Genomic DNA, 3023 nt, shown 5'->3' with positions numbered 1-3023 from the left:
TTTTTCCAACCTCTCGCTGATCTTCAGCAATTACAAATTCCAGATTTCGTCGGACGAGCAGGATTTGCAAACGGCCGACCAGTTTTCGCTGCGCTACAGCTCCGGCATTCGGGATTTTTCACTGAAGTACGATGTCGATTATTATCCGTCTCCCCGGCATTCGATCCGGTTTGGCGTCCAGACCATTGCGCACCGGTTTACGCCCAGCGCGGTCGTTTTGCAGAATACGCTAATCAATCAGTTTACGACGCGAATCGACGCCATCGACGTCGTGGAATCGGGTTTGTATGCCGAAGACAACTGGCGGCCCAACGAACACTGGCGCATCAACGCCGGGATTCGGCTGAGCCATTTCATCCAGAAACAAGTGAATTACGTTCGGCCCGAACCGCGCATTTCGGCGGCTTACGTCATCAAACCCTCGCTATCGGTCAAGGCGTCGTATGCGCTGATGAACCAGTACGTCCATCTGCTGTCCAACACCGGCATTGGCTTGCCGACCGATTTGTGGGTGCCAACCACCGATCAGGTAAAACCGCAGCAATCGCAGCAGGTGGCTGTCGGCATCGCCAAAGATTTTGCCGACAAAGGGGCTACGCGCGGACTGACGCTGACCGTGGAAGGGTATTACAAAACGATGAACAACATCATCAATTACCGCGAAGGCGCCAGTTTTCTGCTGATCAACAGCCCGGAATCGGCCAATCAGGTACGCTGGGAAGACAACGTAACGGCGGGCAAAGGCTGGTCGTATGGTGCGGAGATCCTGTTGCAGAAAAAGCTGGGGCGGTTTACGGGCTGGACCGGCTACACGCTGTCGTGGACGCAGTGGCAGTTTCCCGAATTGAATTTTGGCCGGAAGTTTTATCCCCGTTACGACCGGCGGCACGACATTTCAGTGGTTGGTATTTACGAAATCAATCCGCGCATCACGCTTTCGGGAACCTGGGTCTACGGAACCGGCAATGCGCTGACGGTGCCGCTGGCGAAATACCAGGCCGCAACACACCAGGTCAACCCGATTGTCAACAACGACAACTCGTTCATCAACCAGTTTTTCAGCTACGGCCGGGCAGTGAACGACTACAGCGAGAAGAACAGTTTTCGGGCCGAGGCTTACCACCGCATGGATATTGGCATCCAGTTTCACAAGAAAAAACGGCACCACGAGCGCACCTGGGAGGTCAGCGTCTATAACCTCTACAACCGCCGGAATCCGTTTTTCTACCAACTGAACACGGTGACGAACGAACAGACCAATCAGCCGACCAAGACGGTTTTTCAACGCTATTCCGTATTCCCGATTGTTCCATCGGTTACCTATGGCTTTAAATTTTAACCAGCTATGATGCTTCGTTTGTCATCTTTGTCTGTGCTGTTGCTGCTGGTTATGATGGCCTGTCAGAATCTGGTCGCCGAAATTGACCCCAGCAAACTGCCGCCCATTGACCGCAAGCTGGTGGTGAATGGCTATTTGTCGCCCCAGGATACGGTGCTGGCCGTATCGGTTTCAAGTTCGCAGACGGTTTTGGGCGACATCGTTACCGATTCGGTCAATACGGTTCTCAATGCTACGGTCACGCTGGCCAGTGAAGGAAAAACCGTGCCCCTGGCTTTCGATCCGGCATTGCGGGTATATACCGCCGACGCCCGGCAGTTGCCGGTTTTGGTGGGGAAAACGTATACGCTTCAGGTCGAAGCACCGGGTTTTGAAACCGTCTCCAGTTCCTGTACGATTCCGGCCAACATACCGGTTTCGGAACTAAGACTTGATTCCTCCCAATCCTACGTTGGGCCGGGTCTGGACCCCATCTGGCAGTACAACGTTCGGGCGATCTGGCAAGACCCGGTGGGTCAGACCAACTATTACCGGGTGGCTGGCTACGGCGAGTGTCTCAATTGGCCACCCCGTTTCCCGGAAGCCCACATCGACACCACCGGGTCCAAAGTGCTGATGCGGGGACTCATCGGTTTTGGCCGACAGGATCAATACATTTCCGACCAGAATCAGGATGGGCAATTGCTGCTGTCGGTGCGGGGCGACGTGCCTCTGAACTTCGATTATTCGTACTATGACAGCACCCGACAGATGACGTACGCCGGAAGCTATGCATTTTCAAAACCGCTGACCATTCGGGTGTCGGTTTTGCAAGTGGATGAAAATTATTTCACCTACCACCGGGCGCGCCAGCAGCAACGCCAATCGCAGAACAACCCGTTTGCCGAGCCGGTATTGATGCCCACCAACATTCAGGGCGGTTTGGGTTGCTTCGGGGCATACAACCGTTCGACCATGGTGAAGCTTGTCAAATAGGAACGCGGATTAGACGGATTGAACCGATTTGTACAGATAAAATCCGTTTTGGTCCGTTCCATCCGCCGAATCTGCGTTCCCATCCAAAACGTGTCCTTAAAAAGAGTTAATTTCCAACCTTTCCACACTTTTTTACCTCCTTCATCGTATACGAATCGAAGCATCTTCATTTGTATACCGAACGATGAAACACACGCTACTCTCTCTATTTCTTTTCTTCTTGTCTGAGTTACCGGCCTGGGCGCAAAAACCGGCCAATCGTTTCACCGTCAGCGGTTATGTCCGTGAAAAAGGGAGCCAGGAAGCCCTGATCGGCGTCAATATTTATTTGCCCGGCACCTCGACGGGCACCGTCACCAACACCTACGGTTTTTACTCCCTCACTCTTCCGGAGCAGGACAGCGTCACGCTGGCTTTTTCTTTCGTCGGCTACGAATCCGCGCAGCAAACCGTTGCTTTCCGGCGAAATCTCGACTTGAACATTCAGCTGACGCCCGGTCGGCTGCTGTCGGAAGTCACCGTTACCGGCAATCGCACGGGCGAGGAGAAAGTCAGTGAAAGCGCCCGGATGAGTACCATTGATGTGCCGATCAACCAGATCAAGAAAATACCGGCTTTTCTGGGCGAGAAGGATGTGTTGAAAGTGCTGCAACTGATGCCGGGTGTCCAGAAAGGCTCCGAAGGCAGCACCGGGATTTACGTCCGCGGG

General features: G+C 53.7%; 3 protein-coding genes. All 3 read left to right on the top strand.

The window, feature by feature from the left end; translation table 11 throughout:
• The coding region (locus tag FH871_RS31555; protein ID WP_138995300.1) for a TonB-dependent siderophore receptor at nucleotides 1-1339 on the top strand (1339 nt) is incomplete at its 5' end.
• A 6-nt stretch (nucleotides 1340-1345) separates the two neighbouring features.
• Complete coding sequence (locus tag FH871_RS31550) at nucleotides 1346-2314, top strand: DUF4249 domain-containing protein (RefSeq protein ID WP_138995299.1); 969 nt, start codon at nucleotides 1346-1348, stop codon at nucleotides 2312-2314.
• Between the two features lie 184 nt (nucleotides 2315-2498).
• Nucleotides 2499-3023: carboxypeptidase-like regulatory domain-containing protein (locus FH871_RS31545; RefSeq protein ID WP_138995298.1), on the top strand; the 525-nt coding region annotated here is incomplete at its 3' end.

This window comes from Larkinella sp. C7 (assembly GCF_006149005.1).
Lineage (GTDB): Bacteria > Bacteroidota > Bacteroidia > Cytophagales > Spirosomataceae > Larkinella.
Note: the sequence above shows the minus strand (reverse complement) of the source record. Positions and strands in the feature narration are given on the sequence as shown.